The sequence below is a fragment of the Arthrobacter sp. SLBN-100 genome (assembly GCF_006715305.1).
GTDB lineage: Bacteria > Actinomycetota > Actinomycetes > Actinomycetales > Micrococcaceae > Arthrobacter.
On sequence record NZ_VFMY01000001.1, the window covers coordinates 1,805,702 to 1,823,415 of the forward strand.

19 protein-coding genes are annotated in these 17,714 nt (G+C 62.8%); 9 read left to right on the forward strand and 10 right to left on the reverse strand.

Annotated features, from left to right (window positions below; all coding sequences use genetic code 11):
• Positions 1–27 precede the first annotated feature (27 nt).
• The 4 genes from FBY31_RS08405 to FBY31_RS08420 all read right to left on the reverse strand — a co-directional run bounded on the left by FBY31_RS08405 (position 28) and on the right by FBY31_RS08420 (position 4,377).
• Positions 28–702: a DUF6766 family protein gene (locus FBY31_RS08405; RefSeq protein ID WP_142039266.1), complete on the reverse strand. Its 675-nt coding sequence runs from the start codon at positions 700–702 to the stop codon at positions 28–30.
• Positions 703–798: 96 nt separating this feature from the next.
• Positions 799–1,236 carry a hypothetical protein gene (locus FBY31_RS08410; RefSeq protein WP_142039269.1) on the reverse strand — a complete coding sequence of 146 codons (438 nt, stop codon included), beginning with the start codon at positions 1,234–1,236 and terminating at the stop codon, positions 799–801.
• A gap of 190 nt (positions 1,237–1,426) precedes the next feature.
• On the reverse strand, positions 1,427–1,888 hold the full coding sequence (locus FBY31_RS08415; RefSeq protein WP_142039273.1) for a hypothetical protein: 462 nt from the start codon (positions 1,886–1,888) through the stop codon (positions 1,427–1,429).
• Positions 1,885–4,377, reverse strand: coding sequence for a molybdopterin oxidoreductase family protein (locus tag FBY31_RS08420; RefSeq protein WP_142039275.1), 2,493 nt, complete (start codon positions 4,375–4,377; stop codon positions 1,885–1,887). The genes FBY31_RS08415 and FBY31_RS08420 overlap by 4 nt, the downstream gene beginning before the upstream one ends.
• Before the next feature lie 201 nt (positions 4,378–4,578).
• Between FBY31_RS08420 and FBY31_RS08425 the strand changes: the two genes are divergently transcribed.
• On the forward strand, positions 4,579–4,740 hold the full coding sequence (locus FBY31_RS08425) for a hypothetical protein (RefSeq protein ID WP_200833481.1): 162 nt from the start codon (positions 4,579–4,581) through the stop codon (positions 4,738–4,740).
• Positions 4,741–5,067: 327 nt separating this feature from the next.
• Here FBY31_RS08425 and FBY31_RS08430 read toward each other — a convergent pair whose 3' ends face one another.
• From FBY31_RS08430 to FBY31_RS08445, 4 genes are all read right to left on the reverse strand, one after another.
• Positions 5,068–5,478 carry a four-helix bundle copper-binding protein gene (locus FBY31_RS08430; protein ID WP_142039281.1) on the reverse strand — a complete coding sequence of 137 codons (411 nt, stop codon included), beginning with the start codon at positions 5,476–5,478 and terminating at the stop codon, positions 5,068–5,070.
• A 141-nt stretch (positions 5,479–5,619) separates the two neighbouring features.
• Positions 5,620–6,510, reverse strand: a complete 891-nt coding sequence (locus tag FBY31_RS08435) for a F510_1955 family glycosylhydrolase (protein WP_142039284.1) — start codon at positions 6,508–6,510, stop codon at positions 5,620–5,622.
• An 86-nt stretch (positions 6,511–6,596) separates the two neighbouring features.
• Positions 6,597–7,220: a DUF305 domain-containing protein gene (locus FBY31_RS08440; protein ID WP_142039286.1), complete on the reverse strand. Its 624-nt coding sequence runs from the start codon at positions 7,218–7,220 to the stop codon at positions 6,597–6,599.
• Between the two features lie 140 nt (positions 7,221–7,360).
• Positions 7,361–7,834 carry a hypothetical protein gene (locus FBY31_RS08445; protein WP_142039288.1) on the reverse strand — a complete coding sequence of 158 codons (474 nt, stop codon included), beginning with the start codon at positions 7,832–7,834 and terminating at the stop codon, positions 7,361–7,363.
• A 272-nt stretch (positions 7,835–8,106) separates the two neighbouring features.
• On the opposite strand from FBY31_RS08445, the gene FBY31_RS08450 reads away from it, so the two are divergent.
• Positions 8,107–8,538, forward strand: coding sequence for a hypothetical protein (locus FBY31_RS08450; protein ID WP_142039290.1), 432 nt, complete (start codon positions 8,107–8,109; stop codon positions 8,536–8,538).
• Positions 8,539–8,603: 65 nt separating this feature from the next.
• On the opposite strand, the gene FBY31_RS08455 is transcribed toward FBY31_RS08450, so the two are convergent.
• Positions 8,604–8,957 (reverse strand): heavy-metal-associated domain-containing protein, encoded by a 354-nt coding sequence (locus FBY31_RS08455; RefSeq protein WP_142039293.1) that lies wholly within the window; start codon positions 8,955–8,957, stop codon positions 8,604–8,606.
• 221 nt (positions 8,958–9,178) lie between these two features.
• Here FBY31_RS08455 and FBY31_RS22805 point away from each other — a divergent pair, with 221 nt between their 5' ends.
• From FBY31_RS22805 to FBY31_RS08475, 4 genes are all read left to right on the forward strand, one after another.
• A complete protein-coding gene (locus FBY31_RS22805) occupies positions 9,179–9,445 on the forward strand; it encodes a DUF2933 domain-containing protein (RefSeq protein WP_160142448.1) in 267 nt (88 codons plus the stop codon).
• A complete protein-coding gene (locus FBY31_RS08465; RefSeq protein WP_142039298.1) occupies positions 9,435–10,106 on the forward strand; it encodes a methyltransferase family protein in 672 nt (223 codons plus the stop codon). The genes FBY31_RS22805 and FBY31_RS08465 overlap by 11 nt, the downstream gene beginning before the upstream one ends.
• Positions 10,107–10,959: 853 nt before the next feature.
• Positions 10,960–12,108, forward strand: a complete 1,149-nt coding sequence (locus tag FBY31_RS08470; protein WP_235012977.1) for a DUF4192 family protein — start codon at positions 10,960–10,962, stop codon at positions 12,106–12,108.
• Positions 12,109–13,167: 1,059 nt separating this feature from the next.
• Positions 13,168–13,785 (forward strand): hypothetical protein, encoded by a 618-nt coding sequence (locus tag FBY31_RS08475; RefSeq protein WP_142039302.1) that lies wholly within the window; start codon positions 13,168–13,170, stop codon positions 13,783–13,785.
• A gap of 258 nt (positions 13,786–14,043) precedes the next feature.
• On the opposite strand, the gene FBY31_RS08480 is transcribed toward FBY31_RS08475, so the two are convergent.
• Positions 14,044–14,364 carry a hypothetical protein gene (locus FBY31_RS08480; protein ID WP_142039304.1) on the reverse strand — a complete coding sequence of 107 codons (321 nt, stop codon included), beginning with the start codon at positions 14,362–14,364 and terminating at the stop codon, positions 14,044–14,046.
• A gap of 208 nt (positions 14,365–14,572) precedes the next feature.
• Between FBY31_RS08480 and FBY31_RS08485 the strand changes: the two genes are divergently transcribed.
• From FBY31_RS08485 to FBY31_RS08495, 3 genes are read left to right on the forward strand one after another with little or no spacing between them, the layout of a single operon-like run.
• On the forward strand, positions 14,573–14,866 hold the full coding sequence (locus FBY31_RS08485; protein ID WP_142039307.1) for a hypothetical protein: 294 nt from the start codon (positions 14,573–14,575) through the stop codon (positions 14,864–14,866).
• On the forward strand, positions 14,856–17,438 hold the full coding sequence (locus tag FBY31_RS08490) for a WD40/YVTN/BNR-like repeat-containing protein (protein ID WP_142039310.1): 2,583 nt from the start codon (positions 14,856–14,858) through the stop codon (positions 17,436–17,438). The genes FBY31_RS08485 and FBY31_RS08490 overlap by 11 nt, the downstream gene beginning before the upstream one ends.
• A gap of 15 nt (positions 17,439–17,453) precedes the next feature.
• Positions 17,454–17,708: a hypothetical protein gene (locus tag FBY31_RS08495; RefSeq protein ID WP_142039313.1), complete on the forward strand. Its 255-nt coding sequence runs from the start codon at positions 17,454–17,456 to the stop codon at positions 17,706–17,708.
• The last annotated feature ends 6 nt before the right edge of the window (positions 17,709–17,714 follow it).

The window sequence follows — 17,714 nt, forward strand, 5'->3', positions numbered from 1 at the left end:
GCTGCCTCCGCCGGCGGGAAGCCCGAGCTAGCCGGTCAGGGCAGTATCGTCGTGGGCAGCGCCAACGGGCTTGGATTCGGGTGAGCCGCGCTGCCGGAGGTAGATGGAGAGGACCACCATGGACCCGACGGCGAGGAATTCCGACTGCCAGTTCTGCAGGGTGCGGTTCCAAAACTCTGCAGACGTGAGGTACTCGGTCCAGGTTATGGGCTGCTGGAAGTTCCTGATCTGCTCTTCGTTGTAGGCGCTGTTGCCTGTGAAGGACTGGACCAGCCAGCACAGGACGAAGATCAGCCCCATGGTGGTCCCTAGAGAATTCGAAAAGACCGTGCGGCGCCAACCGGCCGCTTTGGCCCAGGCCGGCGATTTTTGGTTGCTGTGCTCGCCCACCAGCTGGTCTTTGTCGGATTCGGTTCCGGTCTGGTCCAGTTCCTTTGATTCGGGTGATCCTTTTTGGACCAGCCAGATCGTGGCCACAATGTAGAGCAGGAACTGGAGGTATTCGGACTGCCAGTTTTCCGAGACGTCTACCGCGAAGTTGGATGACGTAAGGTATTGGCCCAGGCTGATCTCCTCCAGGCCCGCGGCCACCTGTTCCTCGTTGAACACGGCATGGCCGGTCAGTCCCTGCCCCAGCAGGGCCAGGAGGAAGATCAGCCCGAAGAAGAGGCTCAGTCCGTTGTTCCTCAGTGCGTTTTTCACCGCTTCTCCCCTATCCGTGGACGAGTCCGACGACGGCCATGTAGGCAAGTCCGCCGAAAATCAGGATCAGGTACAGGGCAAAAGACCACCGCATGGCTAGTTTCCTCCCACTTCGCAGGTGTAAGGCGCATCACCGTTCGGTGTGCATCCCGCTGCCGTGACCTTCCAGCCGCCTTCCGCGGCAGCCAGGAAGACTGCGTCGTTCTCAAATTCCACGAAGGCGCCGCGGCCGTATATTTCAGTGCGGGCCAGGGTTCCCGGCTCCTGGATCTGCAGGTTCCTCAGGTGGTCCTCGCAGGTGCTCTCCTGCTCCTGGGCCGTCTTTTCGCGGGTATCGGACTGCAGCATGTTGCAGGCGGCGGACCAGTCGGACGCGGCCAGGTCCTGGTGGAATTCCTGCGCCGCATCGGCAGGCGCAGTTCCGTCAGGGGCGCAGCCGGATACGGCCAGGAGCGCCGCGATACCTGCCACGGCCGCAACGTAATTGCCGGGCCTGCCAGCGGCCCCGGCGTCGAATCTGGTTCTACTTCGCATGCCTCTCCTGTCCAAATGCCAGTGTTAAAAGAACCTACACCGGACCTGACGCCTTGGCGCGGCCATCAGCCCTTCTCCTGCCCCGGCCAGCACGGCCGCGTAAAAGGCCGCTCCGGGTCGGCTTCTGGTCAGGCGGGAAGCATCGGTCACGAGGCATCACCTCTGTTGCGGTCTGGGGCATGCTGTGCGGTCATTCGGCGACGATCAGGGCCTGGGGTGCGGCTTGTTTCATGCGGGTGGACAGCCACTCGAGCTGGGTTTTGGTCTCGCCCTCACAGCGGGTGACCACATCGAGGAGCTCCGCGTCGCGTAAACCCTGGGCGGCCTGCTTGACGGCGGTCCACGTGATGTCCACGAGGGAACCCAGCAGGTAGAGGTCCTGCAGGTCCCGCAGCAATCCCACCGCCCCTGAGCGGGTGCTGGACAGACCTTCCGCATGCAGCCTCTCCGGCTCATCGTCCTTCTCAACCTCGCCATAGCGATCCACAATGGGCAGCAGGGCCTGCTCATGCTTTTCGCACTGATCCGCGAGGGAGCGGCACAGGAAATACACGTCCGGTTCATCGCCGTGGCCGTCGGCCACTTGCCGGAAGGACTTCGCCAGGGTGTGTTCGGAGCGGTGGAGCAGCCCCAGGTAGACGGGAAGCTTCATGCCCTCTCCTCCTCGCTGGGGGCCGCAACCGGCGGTTCGGTGGGGGCGACCGTCTCGCTGGCTTCACCGGCTGCCCCGCCCACCGTCGCGGATACCCGGCCTGCACGGGCGGGACGGGATGCAGTGGTGGTGGGAGCGGGCGCCGGGCCGGTGGCGTCGGCGACTTTCGTGACCCGCACCGCCGCGGTCTTGTATACGGGCTGCTTCGATACCGGGTCCCACTCCGTCAATGTCAGCTCGTTGGCCGCCCGCGGTTGCTGCTCCGGATCAGCGTCGGTCAGGTCGGCGCTATCCCAGTACCCGTAGTGGAAGGGGGCGAAGACAGTGCCGGTACGGACGTTTGCGATCCGCACCGGGGCGAAGAGGTGCCCGCGGCGGGACTCGACCCGGACCACGTCGCCCTCCCCCACCCCCAGCGCCCCGGCATCGCTCTCCGCCATCTCCACCCACATGGCCGGGGCAGCATCATGCAGCTGTGGTGAGCGGCCCGTCTTGGTGCGGGTATGGAAGTGGTAGGCGGTCCGGCCCGTGGTGTAGCGGAAAGGGTACTGGCCGTCAGGGGTTTCGTGCGCCCCTTGGTATGGGGCAGTTTTGAAGATGGCACGCCCGTTGGCTGCCATAGCCTTGTAGGCCTGCTCGCCCACGGTGGCTCCAGTGGTCAAGTCGTGGCCGTACTCTTCGGCGACATCAGCCCGGGTGGGAAAGACCCCGTCCCCGTACAACCGGTCCGCACCATTGGGGTGTTCCTCGTTGACCGGCCAGGGGATGCCGCTTCCGCCCCGCAGCCGCTCATAACTGAGGCCGGTGTAGTCGCACAGCCGGCCTTTGCTGCACTCGCGCCAGGCGTTGAATCCGTCCTCCGGGCCCTCCCAGTCCAGCAGCGGGCGGCCGGAGTTGGTGCGGAAGTCCATCCGCCGGGAGTAATCCAGGAAGATCTGAAGGTCGCTTCGGGCCTGGCCTGGCGGTTCCACTGCCTGCTCGGACAGGTGGACAGTGCGGTTGGCGTTGGTGAACGTTCCCGTCTTTTCGCCCCAGGCGGCAGCCGGCAGGACCACGTCGGCATACTTGGTTGTCTCTGTCATGTAGAGGTCCTGCACCACCAGGAACAGCTCGGGTTTGGCCAGGATCTCGCGGATCCGCGGCAGCTGCGGCATAGACACCGCAGGGTTGGTGGCCGAGATCCACAGGAACTTGATCGAGCCTTGCTCGGCATAACGGAAGATCTGCGCTGCGTGGGTGGGCGGGGCCCAGTGCGGGATGACGAGCTCGTCCACGTCCCACAGTTCGGCCAGCTGCTTGATGTGCGCGGGGTTCTCCCAATTGCGGAAGCCCGGCAGATCGCCGTCGGCCCCTGCCTCGCGGGTGTTCTGTGCGGTGGGCTGGCCGTTCATCTGCAGGACCCCGCAGCCTGGCTTGCCGATCATGCCGCGCAGCAGGTGCAGGTTGTTGACCTGGCAGGACGAGGCGGTGGCCTGGGCGGACTGGTAGAAACCCTGAAGCACCGTGGAGAGCACGCGCTGGGAGGTCCCGAAAATCCGGGCCGCTTCCACCACCGCGGCCGCGTCCACCCCGCATTCCGCAGCCACAGCTTCAGGTGTCCAGGGTTCTATCTCCTTGGCCAGATCCTCGAAGCGGAGGGTGTGGGCGGCAATGTAATCCTCATCAAGCCACCCGTTGCGGATCACCTCGCGGACCAGGCCGTGCATCAGCGCCAGGTTTGTGCCTGGCCGGACGGGCAGATGAACGTCGGCGTGCCGGGCCACTTCGGTGGAACGCGGGTCCACGCACACCACCAGCGGTTTGTTCGGTCCGGAGATCCGGTCCAGGACCCGGGCCCACAGCACGGTCTGGGTCTCGGCCATATTGTGGCCGTAGAGGAAGATCGCATCGCACTCGTCAACGTCCGTGTAGCTGCCGGGCTGGCCGTCCGAGCCGAAGGACTCCTTCATCGCCGCCGCGGCCGTGGCAGTGCACAGCCGGGTGTTGCCGTCCATGTGCGGAGTGCCGAGCCCGGCTTTGCCGATGATGCCCAGGGCGTAGTACTCCTCCAGGAACAGCTGGCCGGAGGTGTAGAAGCCGTGACTCAGCGGTCCCTTCTCGTCCAGCAATGCCTTGCTGCGCGAAACAAGCCGCTCCATCGCGGTGTCCCAGTCGGTCTGCACGAGCTCCCCGTTTTCGCGGATCAGGGGCTGGGTCAGCCGGTCCTTGTTGCTGACCCCCTGCCAGGAGGCGAAGAGTCCTTTGGGACCGAGCCGGCCGTGGTTAACCACGTCCATCGCCCGGCCCCTGACGCCCACCATCGTGCCGTCCTTGACCGCGATGTCGATGCCGCAGCCGTTGCTGCACAGCACACAGGCCGACTGCACCCACCTGTCCACATCCTTCTCGGCCAGCCCGGCGGCGAGGACCTGGTCCACGCGGACCGGCCACCGCTCCCCCCGGGCGAATGGCGTACGGGTTCCCCATATGTCAGCAATCCTGTCCGCCATGGCCGTTTTCCTTTCGTCCGGGACATCCTTGTCCGAGTTCCCCCGCACCGCGGGATGACCTGCTGAAAGTACTGTTTACGCAGGTCAGCCGTAAGTCATTCTGCGATTGACAGTAGCCTTACTATTCTGGTGAGTAAAGCTTGGCCGCTTCCCACCAGGGGAAATTGCGCGTGGGTTCTTTTTCTGAATCCCGGGGCCGGCTTGGGACTCACGATCACCAGGGCCATCAGCGAAAACCACCGGGGACCCATCACCCTCACCAGCAGCCATGGAGAAGGAACCACTGCAACCGCTACCCTGCCGGACGCGGACGTGGTGTCCCGCCCCCTGATGTCCGCCCGCAGGACAGGTTTGGGGACTTGAGCGATTCTTGAGCAAGTCTTGATCGTATGTGCCCCGGCTCTTGAGCAAGGCGGTGCACAGTAATCCTTGTAAGGCCTGAAGCGCACGGCAACTGCAACTGGGGATCTGGGCCCGGTAGCGTCAGGGTCTTGATTCGGGAACAACCGAAGGTCTTAGCGCTTGGTGGTGTCGAGAAGCCGGCACCACCAAGCGGATCTTGCACACACACGGCGTGGGCACAGGCAGGCACCGGCGCTTTCCGCTTCCACCAGCAGTACTCCGATTCTTCGCGCCACCCCGGTTGAGAGGTAGAGCCCGAGGTCCGGCTGCGGAGCTCACTGACCGGCCCTACCCTGCGGCCGCCAGGAGAGCACTGCAGGCTGCTTCGCAGCGGCGGCATGCTTCGGCGCAGATCCGGCAGTGCTCGTGCATGCCGGCGTGCTTTTCGCACTCTTCAGCGCATGTGGCGCATGCAGCCCGGCAGGCATCCAGCGCCGCCAAGGTGATAGCTGTCTGCCCTCCGGTCTGACGAGTCAGGATACTTCCGGTCGCGGCACAGACGTCAGCGCAGTCAAGATCGGTGCGGATGCATTGCCTGAGCTCGGCGACCATGTCCTCGCCGAGGCAGGCGTCGGCGCAGGCGGTGCAGGCCTGGGCGCACTCGAAGCATGCGGCTATGCACTCGGCCAGTTTGTCCTTCGGCGCGGTCCCCGCACCTTGGGGGTGGGAATCGAGCATCGCGCTGATGTGATGTGTCATGTTCGGGGCTCCTTTGCCGCTGGTGGCATGGCGGCTGGCGGTTTCCTGCCGTCAGGGCCACCCTAGCCCGGCCGCCCCTGTCCCGTCAGCCCTCTCCGGGCGGCTTTCTCCTGCCAAGGACAGGGAAGGCAGACGGGTTACTCAGCTGTCGCTGGCGGAACGGAACGTTGTCCCGCCGTCGGTGGATACGGCGAGCCCTTCGGTGGTGGCGGCCCAGATCCATGGTTTTCCTTCGCCCTTTTTCACAGCGGTTATCGCCTGGACCCGTCCTTCGATCGAGCCTGTCTGGATCCAGGTGCTTCCCGCGTCTGCTGAATACTGCACCGCACCGTCGGGTTCAACGCCGAAGACCTCGGTGCCGGTGGCGAACGCCGCGAACTGAATAACAGGCGCCGTTGGAACCAGTACCCAAGTCTTGCCGCCGTCGGTGGAGCGCTGGAGCCCATCGCGAGTGGTCGCGAGAACAGTGTCAGTTTCCGGGTTCCCGGCCAGGACGGCAGGGACGAACTCGGCCGGGACGTCGGCCCAGGTTTTGCCGTCGGGACTGGTCCGCAGCGCCCCGTCATACGCGATGATCCCGGACTTCGTGGTAGCGAGGGCATGGAAGTCCGATTCCCCCTGGCGGGACAGTTGCTCCCAGGTTTTGCCGCCGTCCGCGGATTTGATCAGGCCCATGGGGTTGGGCAGGTTGGAGCCGGGGCCGGGGTGCCCGGACGCATAAAAAACGCCTTGGTCGGTTGCGGCTGTGAAACCCATCAGGTCGTTGGTGTCCCCTATTTTGGTGGCCGGGGATTTGGTGACATCGAACAGGCCTTCATGAGTAGCGAGCAGCACCTGGTCGGTTTCGCGGTTCACGCCCAGTCCGTGGACATGGGAGCTGGGAAGGCCCGAGGCGGCTGTGGATGGTGCGGTGCCGGCAGCTGGGGTGCCCGATGTCGGCCCCTGACTGCAGGCAGACAGGGTGAGCATCAGGGCGGCCGCTGCGGCCAGGGCAGCCGCGGGCCGGTATCGGGTTAAAGAGTGCAGGGGCATAAGGAAACTCCAAAAATGGGGACCGGAGAATGGTGGGGGAAGTCACCGGCCCTGCGCGAGGGGCCGGTGACTTCAACGTGTGCTGGTTACAGGGTGGCCAGCAGTTCCTTCATTTCCTTGATTTCGGCTTCCTGCGCCGTCACGATGTCTTTGCTCAGTTTGATCGCGTCAACGTTCTTGCCCTGAGCTGTTTCGGTCTTGGCCATCATCACGGCGCCTTCGTGGTGGACAATCATCTGCTGCAGGAAGTTCTTGGCCGCTTCGGTGCCCTGGGCGGCTTCGAGCTGCTTGAGGTCGTCCTCGCCCATCATGCCGTCCATGCTGTGGCCGGCGCCCATCGTGGCGGATTCGTTCCAGCTCTTCAGCCAGCCCGTCATCGTTTCGATCTCCGGTGCCTGGGCCGCCTTGATCCTGGTGGCAAGGTCGGTGACCGCTGAGGGGATGTCCTTCTTCTGCAGCATCATCTCGCTCATTTCCACGGCCTGTTCGTGGTGCGGGATCATCCCCTGGGCGAACATGGTGTCGGCCGCGTTGTGTTCGGCCGAGGCGGCCGGTGCGCTGCTGGACATCATCCCCGAGCTGCTGTGGTTCGTGCCCGGCATCGAGCTTCCGGTTGCGGTGGAGCTGGAGGTGTCGGTGGAGCAGCCGGCGAGGGCGAGTGCTGCGGCAACGGCAGTGGTGGAAAGGGCAAGGAATTTCTTGTTCATCATGTTTGGGTGTCCTTCAAGACGTGGGTGGGCGCGTGGGCGCCCCGGTGGGTGAGTGTGCATCGGTGATGCCTTGGAGAGGTTCGAAGGAGCCGGCACCGGGCAGGAGTAGCGCTGGTCAGGTCACAGCGCAGGCTGGCGTTTTACGTTCGGCTGATGCAGAGCTCATCCGGTGAAGGACTGCTGGGAAGATAGGACCAGCCCGCGGTGGCATCGGTCAGGGCCCCTGTGTTGGTGCTCCTGGCGATGACCCAGGCGCCTGGCAGCGGTGCGGTCAAGGAACCGGACTTCGCTGAAGGCGTGCAGGACGCAGCCATCGCCTGCATGCTGGTGCAGTTGCCCGAGTCCGAGCACTGCACGACATCCACACCTGAACCCGTCTGGAACCCAGGGATGTCCAGGGCGGAAGACGCGGGAAGGTGTCCTCCGGCATGTCCGGCAACGGATGATTCGTGATGGGCGCTGCCGGCCGCTGCTTCCATGGACGGTGAGTGCAGCGCGTGGTTGCCCGTCATGACATGCATGCCGAAAATGCCTGCAATAAGCGCCAGGACGGCTCCGAAAAGACCCGCCCGGCGAAGGAACGTGATCGCGGCGGTATTCACCGGTGCGGTCATGACAGTCCTCCTCCCTTCCCGGCGGGCTTTGGTTCAAGATTACCGGCAGCGTGCCAGGGACGCCTTCCGGTACAACGAGCCTGTGCCGGATTCGGTTTCGGCCCTGGACGGTAACGAGACAGGGAACTTAGGCCCTTGCGGCGAAAAACAGGCGCAGAACACACTAGGGGCAACAGTTGTGAAGAACCAGACGGAGGGACAGCGAGAGAGTGAACACGGAATGATCTGCCCGGGAACCCGTGCGGGCCACCGGGACGGCGAAAGCAACGGCCATGACCGGTGACCACGCCTCCCACCTGCATCCGCCTGCCGGACCACGTAGCGGGACGGTTCCAGGGCGGACCGTCCGGGGCAGGCTCCAGAGCCTGTGGCACACAGTCGTTGGCGCCGTCGGCCTGGTCATGGGGCTCCTGCCGCACGTCCTGCACCACATAGGGCTGCTGGCAGGGACTGCGCTCGTGGCAGGATCCGGCGGCACCGCACTGTTCGGAGCGCTCGGGGTGCTGGCCTCAATTCCAATGCTGATCCGCCTCTACCGGCGATTCGGCAGCTGGGTCGCACCGGCCGTGGGCCTGCTGGTCTTCGCCGCCATGTTCTCCCTGTCCGCGTTCGTCATCGGCCCGGCCATCAGTGGCGCCGGAGAGGACGTGACAACACCTTCCCCGGCGCCGACTGTAGACCACACCGATCACCCCGGCCATTAACCAGCCCGGGCCCGGGGCATCCGGCGCTCATCCGGATGCCCCCCCCCCCCCCCCGGATCGCGTGCCTATGCAGGGTAGTTCGCGCCTGCCAGGACGTAGCCGGAGGAGCGCACGGCTTCAGCCAGCGCCTCCAGGTCCACGGCGCCGGTGACGCTCAACCGCGATGTGCCGCCCGGCACCAGGTCCACCGTTGCCGACTCAACACCGGCTACCCCGGAAACGGCTTCTTCCACGGTCCGGACACAGTGTCCGCAGGTCAGCCCTTCCAGGGCGTACTGGGCATCGGATCCCAGGGCCTCCGGCTGCGCAGCCGCGGTAACCGTCGCGCGCGTTTCCGTGGCCGGGGAGCAGCAGCTGCAGCCCTGCTGCTCCTTGGAAGCCAGGGGCAGCAGGGTACGTGATTCGGTTGTTCCGCACATGTCAGTTTTCCTTCAATCAAGGGACAGGAAAGGGGATGTTGCGGTTGAACGGCTGTGACGGCCTCGGCCTGGACAAACCACGTCACTGGCAACATCCAAATAATACCCCACGGGGGTATAAAACGCAATGGTTTCGCAGCATCTGCAGCATCCTCCGGCGCCTGGCAAGGTGGGACGTTAGGCACTACCCGTCGGGCCGTGCGGGCCTGACAATTTGTGGCATGAGCAACCTTCCCGCCCCCGGACACCGCCCGCCCCGGCCATGGACGCAGGGCCTGCTGACCGTCCTCATTGCCGCGGCCGCCGTGTACCTGATCTCCAACCACTGGCTCCATGTCCTGGATGCGCTGCCCTATCTGGGTGTGGTGCTGGTGATGAGCCTTTGTATGTTCGGGCATGGAGGCCACGGCCATGGTGGGCACGGGGGCCACGGCTACAGCGGGCACACCGCCGCCGGGGAGGGGGAAGGAGCCGGTCATGTCCACTGATTACGGCTATGACCTGTGGTGGTTGGTGATCCTGAATTCGGCCGTGTTTATCATCTTTGCCTTCAGCTTCGTCCGGCCCAGAACCAAGCTGGACTGGCGGGCGCTCGGCGGATTCTCCGCGTTCATCGTGGCACTCTTCACCGAAATGTACGGTTTCCCGCTGACGATCTACCTGCTCTCGGGCTGGTTGGGGAACCGGATCCCGGGCCTGGACCTCCTGAATCACAACTCCGGGCATTTATGGCAGGACCTGACCGGCTGGCAGGGTGACCCGCACCTGAGCCCGCTGCACCTGCTCAGCAACGTGCTGATCGCGGCAGGGTTCATCCTGCTCTACAGGTCCTGGCAGATCCTCTTCACGGCCCAACGGGACCGCGGACTCGCGACCACGGGCCCCTATGGCAGGGTCCGGCACCCACAGTACGTGGGATTCCTGACCATCATGGCCGGGTTCCTGCTGCAGTGGCCCACCCTGCTGACCCTGTTCATGTTCCCGGTCCTGGTCATCGTGTACCTGCGCCTGGCCCGGAAGGAAGAACGCGTGATGGACGCCGAGTTCGGCACCGCCTACGCCGCCTACCGCCGCCAGGTCCCCGGATTCATCCCCCGGTTGGGACGGCGCCCCGCGGGCACCGGGCAGAAGCCGCAGGAGGGACTGTAATGCCCGTGCCCCGAAGACCTCGAACACGTAGCCCAGGAACTCAACGCCCGCCCCCGCAAAACCCTCGGCTGGGAAACCCCGGCCGAGCGACTTCGTGATCTACTAATAGCCAGCTAACCACGGGTGTTGCATCGACCCCTAGAATTCGCCCACCAGCCATGTCAACACGTTAAAGCAAAAACCCCTCTGACGAGGGGATATGCTGTGCCCGAGGTGGGACTCGAACTGTCTTCCGGGCCTTACAAATACTGGGAATTCCCGAAAAACATGCGGAATCCGAAGCAGTCCGAAGGCTCTACAAGGCAGTCCGAGACGCAAAGTGTGGACAATGTCCACACCCCGACTTCCGCCCCGTTGAAGCGTTCAACCAACCGCATCCCGAAACAAAGGGATGCGGTTTTTCTTTGTCCTGACAGATTTGGATCGGCCCTTCAACAGACATTTGCAATCCTTGAATCTGCCACTTTCCCCTTTGTGGACGCTCGCGCACGCCGGGCCACGATCGCAACGAGCGTTCTGAACTGACCTTGTCTTGGTAGGTCATGCCGCTTGGTTCCTTGGCATCGATGGACAGGCAGACGTTCCAACGCTGCTTGTCATTCTGATATGTCCCATGATCGCTGGGCGGGTCCTCCGCGCAACCAGGGCGCTACCGCGCCGACCCCGAACCGAAAACTTCATCACCAGGACAGCGCAGCAGTACCGCCACATGAAGTTTTCGCCCCCGGCGCCGGTACCCCAAGTTGCACTCCGGCCCCTCAACCCAGCGGGTGGTCCCCTACCAGAACGACACCCAGAACCAACAACAGCAAAAAATCACGGCAACACAAAGGGTGAAGGGAACCACGGGATCATGGAAAAGCTGACCATCACAACACCATCAGACGTCCTCAGCTTCATCGGGCACACCCTGGGCTTCTGGCCACAGGAAAGCCTGGTGTGCATCACGTTGAACGAGAACAGCATCGGCGCGACCCTGCGGATCGACCTGCCCCGCCAAGCAGGCCAGGAACTACCTCACGCACGCACCGTCGCCCACTACCTCACCAGCGACACCAACGCCACATCCATCCTCTTCGCCATCTACACGAGCGAAACCGCCCAGCACGGACAGGCCAAACCCCACGCCGGCACCATCGCGGCGCTCACCGGAATCCTCGCCCAACAGGGCATCGCCATCCGGGACGGACTCTTCGTCGGAGACGAAACCTTGTCCCCCTACGACGGCGAACCCGGCACCAGCCTCGCCCTGCCCGTCAGCTCCACCCAGACCAGTGCGATCAACGCCGAATCCATCTACCGCGGCAGCTTCATTGAACCCACCAACCGAAGCACCCTCCCAACCACCGGCCAGGAAGCAGCCAAAGCGGTTGCCGTCGAACACCACATAGACACCATCGCCGCCCAACCAACCAACACCGCACTCCAACAAGGCCGGAAACTCTGGGCCAACATGTTCGACTCCAACACCTTCCCTAACGGCAACGACTGCCACGCCCTGGTCGCAAACCTGCAGTTCCCAGCGATCCGGGACTGGCTCATCGCAGACATCCCAGGCGTCGACGAACCCATGCAGCGGATCCTGTTCGCCCAAGCCGACCAGACCCCGAAATGGTCACGCATCGAGTGGGCGCAACAACTGCTCCTTCACGCCTACGCCCGCACCAGCCCAGAACATGCAGCCCCTGTCCTTACGGCTATCGGCTACATCAACTGGTGGGAAGGCAGAGGCAGCAAAGCCCACCCAGTTTCTCCAGCTCGCCCTCGACACCAACCCTGCTTACCGCCTGGCGCGCCTCAGCGATCAAATGATCGGCTCAGGCATCGTCGCCGGCTGGAACATGAACAAAGAAACCGCCTACAAAACACTGCCCTTCCACCTGCCCTGAGGAACCAAAGCTCGAACTGCCAGAGCAAGGCTTGGCCCAAGTCAACCGGGGACAGCGGCCATCAGTTATCGTCTACCACCACTCCTGCTAGGCAGCCCTTAACTGGCTTCTGATATCAACCGGACTAACGTAAATCCTCCCGTAGCGGTGGTTGATGAAATCACGGTTACCGGTTGAAAACGGGTGGAGGAGCGGCCGAAAAGGGGGCTGCTATTGGCCTCTCACCGGGCCGTTTCTTCGCCCAGAATGCCGGGATCAGAACTGGTCAGCCACAGCCCGATCGTTGAGAGCGAAGAGCTGAAATTTCTGGCGCCATCGGAAGGGGCAGGTTGAGGGCGAAACCCCTTTTCCTCAACTAGTTTTGCAGCATTCGCTCCCGATTCCGGCCACTGCTAGTACTTCGCTACTGACCGGTAGTTGTCGCCACCGCGCAGCAGGAGCATGCGGCGTGAAGCGTTGTAAGTGCCATGCGGCGTGAAGCGTTGTAAGTGCTGAGTTCGGAGGGCCTTGCGTTATCCCCCCGGCTATTGCGCACTTATTCTGCCGGCTCGGTGTTGGCCAGGATGGGCGTCAGTAACGCGGCCGTAACGACGTGCATGCTCAGCTTGCACAACGCGCTCGAATTTCATAGCCGTAGCGGCGCACCTGCTTGAAATGAGGCGTACATGCCTGAGATCGGCGGTCTAGCACTTACGGGGGCACCAAGACTAGAGGATGACGATGAGACGACCGGATTGATCCAGATTTTCGTAAATGTGAGCACACACTCCGGCTACTGGGGCTCCCTGGAAGGAGGCCAACTGCTTCGGGCCTTTGGTACCCGACCGGCTCCCGCTACTGGCAAATTCGCCAACAGCGTTTTGAGTTTTCACCACCACAATTTCGGATCTTAGCTTTGGGGGGATGATATGAGTTCAGCAGCAGGGGAACAGCACCAGAAGAACCCTACTTTTAAGGGCAACAGTACCCGTTATCGGGGGACGTCCACGGCACGGACCCCTCTCGGCGAAGGTCCGAAGTGGTCGGCAGTCACAGCGCTCGTGCTTTCGGGCGTTGTCGCCATAGCCCTGCTTGCCTCATCTGTCTTCCTGCTTAGATATCTAGGCGATGTGTCTCCCGAAGCGTCACTTTCACTCATATTTGTTAGTGCCGCGATTGTCCTAATCCTAGTTGTGAGCACGCTTGTAATTGTTCTCAGAAGACTTGGACTGGCAGATGCCAACGAGGCTATGGGATTACCCAGCGGCTCCATTCGAGCGATCATCGCGCTCCTGCTCATCATGCTGTTTTTCATCGCCGCCATCTTTCTTTTCAATAGCAGCCTCAACCAGACCGACCCCACGCAAACGCGCTCCCTTGAAGGCGTAACCGCTGAACGGTTCGCCACTATCCCAACAGACCAAATCCAGAGTTCGCAAACACGGCAGGTCGATAATGCCACCGTTTACGATGTCGTCCTTTTCCAACCTTCCTCGGGAACTGCAGCATCCGAGGATATTGCGAAGCAACTGATCACAACCGTTGGCACACTGGTCACTGCTGTCGCTGCTTTCTACTTCGGGGCTAACTCTGTCATGGGTGCGAAAAAGGAGGATGTTGGGAAACGCGACCCTGGTGAAAACGCGGCTGACTCTGATGACGACAACGAACCGGGAGGGGGCGGAACAGCCACTCGTGGCAGCGCGACGCAGGAAGAAAACAAGACGACCACCCAGACCACCACGCTCGTCCCTGCACCAGGGACACGCGGGCCAAGTCCTCAAGGCGGACCGCCAAGGCCTGGCCCTTGATCACTCGGTAAAGCCTGGGCATGGGAACGAACAACTCACCCAAAGCCATTGACGCGGTCAAGGAACGCTTCGATTGGTAGCTCAAAGCCAACACAGCCTCCGGACGGCGCTGAGTTCTTCCACGACGTGACCATGCTGGTACCAGCAGCCAGGGATCCTGGATTCCGCGGCGACACCGTGTGAGGGCCCCGCTCCGCGTCCAAGAATACGAGCATGCCGAAATTCTCCCCACAAGGCAAAAAATACCGCCACGCAACTTCAGCGGAAAGTTGGCGTCCAATCCCCCGGGAACCATTTGCTGTGGTCCGCACCTTCTGAATGCCCAGAATCCTGTCCCTGAAAATCAGGCAATTGCTTCTGGTGCGGCATAACCTTAACGAGGGCATGTCCTTCGAGGTTTGGCAAATCAAATTTAGCCGGTTGCTTATCCGCAACAAGCGGTTTCTCAACCGGCCAAGACCGGGTTACCGGATAGTCTTCATCACCAAGCAGGGCCGTCAGCCCGTTGTCGGGAGCGCCCAGGATCCGGCGTGCATGATAAATCAACGGAAACCGTGTAAACCTGTATCCGCGGGTCATGACTCTAGCCTGACCTTGGCGTCCGGAAAGTGCAATACGGTGCTTCAGGTCAGAAAATTGGAAGAAGCCCAATGAGTGGAGACCCGGGTAGGGCAATGCACCAGTGACGGTCCGCCCCTTGCGGGCTCGAACGGCACAGTAACGCAGGCGTAACGCTTGCTGCCTAACGTGGACTTGTGTACCGGTTTTTCGAAGGCGGTTTTGGCACGTGAGCGATAAAAACGAACAGGCCCCAAAAGAGCCACATGAGCACAGCACTGGCAACGGCGCCAAGAAAGACAGCGAATACTACGCCAGCAAGAGCGGCAGTCGGCAGGATGCCGGTGAGGGCGGCCACGCCCGGAGGCGCCTGGACGAGATGCTCTCCCAGCGTGTACCCGACCTGCCGGATTCCGAGGAGGAGCCCGACGAGGATTTAGAGGCGGAAACGCGGCCTTCCGGCCGGGCGTCTACCCCTTCTGAGAAAGAACAACCAGACAAAGGAGCACCCGATGAAGGGTGAGGTGGATGACACAGTTTCTGGACGGCTGGATTCCGGCGGCGACGAAGAGGCGGAACAGGATGCTGCCAATGCAGGGCTTCCGGGAGGAAAGGTGCTGCTGCGGCTCCTGCAAATTTTGGAGCGTGAGGGTCTTGACGAGGTGGCGGTGGAAACCGTTGCAATGGCCGTGCCGGGGGAAGATCAGGGCCAGCTGACCCGAGTACTGGAGGGTTTCACGTCCTCGCCTACGGGAGACACGGCGGCCGCGACCGCTGAGGCACGGGATGCGGTATTGTCCAGGGATTCCGCCGGGAGCCAGGAGGAGAACCTGGCTAAAGCCATTACGGATGCAGCGGAGGCGATGGGGCCGCCCACCGCAATTGGGCCGCAATGGCGTTCATTGGGTCCGTGGACCATCCCAAACGGTCAGACATACGGATCCAGCCGGGTGAACGTTTCCGGGCGAGTGTCCTCCGTGGCCGTCGATCCGGCCAACCCCGCTCATGTTCTGGTCGGTGCAGCTCAAGGCGGTGTGTGGGAAAGCTTCAACCGTGGCATCAGCTGGGCGCCTCGGACCGATTACAAAGCCACCCTTACCGTCGGTGCCGTAGTGTTCGATCCGACGGATTCAAGAACGGTGTACTGCGGCACGGGTGAGGGCAATTTTTACTCATGGTTGGGGGCCGGGATACTCCGCTCAACGGACGGAGGCAGCACCTGGTCCACCCTGTGTACGGCGCCGTTCGTGGGACAGGGGTTTTACGAACTCGTGATCGACCGCGCCGACCGGCGCCATCTGCTGGCCGGTACGACTCACGGGCTTTACGTGTCCGCCGACGGCGGCGTGACCTGGACACGGCGGCGCACCATCCGTACGTGGTCCATATCTATGGCTCCTGCTGGAGGTGCAGCGGCAGAGATCCTTGGGGCCTGTCGTGATGGGCTGCACCAGTCCACCGATGGCGGCACGGGATGGAATGCTATAGCCCTTCCAAGTGCACCCGGTACATTTGACCGGCTCGAAGTGGCCATCGCGCCGTCCAACCCCGACGTCGCCTACGCGTGGGGAGCCGCGGGCACCAGCGCCTACCTGTGGCGCCGTGCCAACGGCACATGGACAGCTGTTGGCACCCCACCCGGCGTCAGAGTCAACCAGGCGTGGTATGACTGGTTCCTGGCTGTCTCACCGGACCGGGACAACCAGATATATTGCGGTGCCATCGAGGTCCACCGGGGCGACCTCGCCGGAACAGTCTGGACTTGGCGTAACCTCAGCAATAAAGGCGCGACCGGACAATCCATCCACCCTGACCAGCATGCCATCGCATTCGAACCGAGCGCCCCCGACACGATTTACATTGGCAACGACGGTGGCTTGTTCCGAAGCGCTGATCGGGGCATCACGTGGCAGCACTGCAACAACGGTCTCGTCATTAGCGAGTTCGAATATCTCGGCCAGGACCACGGATCCTCCCGCTGGCTAGTCGGCGGCACTCAAGACAACGGCACCCAGCGCTGGACAGGGCCCTCCACCATGGAACATGTGGCGGACGGTGACGGCGGTGACTGCGGGGTCAACCGAACCAATCCGAACACTGTCTTCCACACCTACTACAACATGACTCCCCAACGGTCCACGACGCGGGGCAGCTTTGGGACCTGGACCGACATTTTCCCGCCCGTACCTACCGGCGAGGGCAGCCTGTTCTATCCGCCGTTCGAAACTAGCTCGACGACGGGAGACACCATCGCGATGGGAGGCGACTCGCTCTACATCTCCCGCAACAACGGAACCGCTTGGACGCGCCTGGCGTTCCCATCCACGGCCCGTTCCAGCGCCCTGTACATTCCTGGTCCGGACGATGTCTATGTGGGAACCACCAATGGAGGCGTATTCCACAGCCACTGGGGCGGAACATCCTGGGGCACGCTTACCGCACTCGCTTCGCCCCGCGCCAACGCATATATCAGCGATTTGCACGTCAGGCCGGGCGGGAACAGGATCTGGGCGACTTCGACGACACTAAACGGCGGACGGGTGTTCCGCTCCGATGACGCCGGAGCCACATGGACCGACCTGTCCGCCGGCCTTCCCCCGCTGCCAATCAACGCAATCGAAGTCGACCCGGGAAACACCAACCGGATCTGGGTGGCAGCGGACGTCGGCGTTTCCCAGTCCCTCAATGCAGGTGCTTCATGGGCCGACTTTTCTAACGCTCTGCCGAACTCCATGATCGGCGACCTGATGTTCCACCCACACGCACGGGTACTGCGCGCGGGCACCCGGAACCGCGGAATCTGGGAGATACCCGTCGACGGCTGGCAGACACAGCCCCAAAACGGCACCCAGTTCACAGGCTCACTCGCCGCCAACGAGAGCCGGCGTTGGTTCACGTTCAACTGGCCCGCCACCTGGCACATCATCTGGACCATCATGCCGGTGACCCCCCGCCGCGGCTCACCGCAGGTCAACTGGACCGTACAGGTGGAGCGCGCCACCGCCGAATACGTCACGTACTGGATCACCGTACGCAACCTCACCCCCGCCCCGCTCACCTTCGAGGGCCGGTACAGCATTCTGAGCCGATACTGAGCAAAGGACAAAGACATGTGGACCAACATTCAATTCACCGGCTCCCTAGGCCCTGGGGCCTCCAACAGGTGGTTCACCTTCAACTGGCCCACGGCCTGGCACGTTGTCTGGTACATGATGCCCACCTCGCCCCAAGTGGGAAATCCTCAGGTGGACTGGGACGTGGCCGTTGAACGGGCAAACACCACTCAGTGCACGTACTGGATCACCGTCAAAAACCTCACGAACCAGACCGTGACCTTTGAAGCCCGCTACGCCGTCTTAAGCTAAGGAAAC

Bases quoted from the DNA above. Each gene is read 5' to 3' on its own strand.
- FBY31_RS08410 (WP_142039269.1), bottom strand. From the start codon at position 1,236: ATGCGAAGTAGAACCAGATTCGACGCCGGGGCCGCTGGCAGGCCCGGC.
- FBY31_RS08415 (WP_142039273.1), bottom strand. From the start codon at position 1,888: ATGAAGCTTCCCGTCTACCTGGGGCTGCTCCACCGCTCCGAACACACC.
- FBY31_RS08420 (WP_142039275.1), bottom strand. From the start codon at position 4,377: ATGGCGGACAGGATTGCTGACATATGGGGAACCCGTACGCCATTCGCC.
- FBY31_RS08430 (WP_142039281.1), bottom strand. From the start codon at position 5,478: ATGACACATCACATCAGCGCGATGCTCGATTCCCACCCCCAAGGTGCG.
- FBY31_RS08435 (WP_142039284.1), bottom strand. From the start codon at position 6,510: ATGCCCCTGCACTCTTTAACCCGATACCGGCCCGCGGCTGCCCTGGCC.
- FBY31_RS08440 (WP_142039286.1), bottom strand. From the start codon at position 7,220: ATGATGAACAAGAAATTCCTTGCCCTTTCCACCACTGCCGTTGCCGCA.
- FBY31_RS08445 (WP_142039288.1), bottom strand. From the start codon at position 7,834: ATGACCGCACCGGTGAATACCGCCGCGATCACGTTCCTTCGCCGGGCG.
- FBY31_RS08450 (WP_142039290.1), top strand. From the start codon at position 8,107: ATGACCGGTGACCACGCCTCCCACCTGCATCCGCCTGCCGGACCACGT.
- FBY31_RS08455 (WP_142039293.1), bottom strand. From the start codon at position 8,957: ATGTGCGGAACAACCGAATCACGTACCCTGCTGCCCCTGGCTTCCAAG.
- FBY31_RS22805 (WP_160142448.1), top strand. From the start codon at position 9,179: ATGAGCAACCTTCCCGCCCCCGGACACCGCCCGCCCCGGCCATGGACG.
- FBY31_RS08465 (WP_142039298.1), top strand. From the start codon at position 9,435: ATGTCCACTGATTACGGCTATGACCTGTGGTGGTTGGTGATCCTGAAT.
- FBY31_RS08470 (WP_235012977.1), top strand. From the start codon at position 10,960: ATGGAAAAGCTGACCATCACAACACCATCAGACGTCCTCAGCTTCATC.
- FBY31_RS08480 (WP_142039304.1), bottom strand. From the start codon at position 14,364: ATGACCCGCGGATACAGGTTTACACGGTTTCCGTTGATTTATCATGCA.
- FBY31_RS08490 (WP_142039310.1), top strand. From the start codon at position 14,856: ATGAAGGGTGAGGTGGATGACACAGTTTCTGGACGGCTGGATTCCGGC.
- FBY31_RS08495 (WP_142039313.1), top strand. From the start codon at position 17,454: ATGTGGACCAACATTCAATTCACCGGCTCCCTAGGCCCTGGGGCCTCC.